At 59.8% G+C, this 473-nt stretch carries 1 protein-coding gene; it reads right to left on the reverse strand.

The genetic code is table 11. From position 1 onward, the window contains the following. Positions 1 to 73: 73 nt before the first annotated feature. Positions 74 to 473 (reverse strand): IS5 family transposase (locus GFJ39_RS13940; RefSeq protein WP_228391990.1); only part of this gene is annotated, 400 nt, incomplete at its 5' end.

Genomic DNA, 473 nt, shown 5'->3' on the forward strand with positions numbered 1-473 from the left:
AATCGGCGCGGTGTCGCGACCGGCAGGTCCATCAGGGCATCAGCGCCGGAATAATCAGAAACTTCACCACCCGTCAGGTTGAAGCCAAGAGGGCGTCCCTGACCGTCAGCACGGGCGTGGATCTTGCTCGTAAAGCCGCCGCGGCTTCGACCAAAGCCTTCCTTATGCGTCCCCCTTTTGCGCCAGCCGCCTGGCTATGAGCCCGAACGACCGTGCTGTCGATCATGTGCTGCCAGTCATCGGTCAGACCAAGTTCGACCAGCGTTTCCAGCAGAGCGTCCCAGACACCCTGCTCTGCCCATCGACGGAACCGCACATAGACCGAATTCCATTTTCCATAACGCTCATGCATGTCCCGCCACGGACAACCAACTCGCAGGACATAAAGCATTCCGTTGAGAAACAGACGATTATCCTGCGCAGGTCGCGACCAACGGCCACGTTCAGGCGGCAGCAGGCCGCCAATGATCGCC

Origin of the sequence: Gluconobacter aidae (assembly GCF_009547075.1) — a bacterium.
Lineage (GTDB): Bacteria > Pseudomonadota > Alphaproteobacteria > Acetobacterales > Acetobacteraceae > Gluconobacter > Gluconobacter aidae.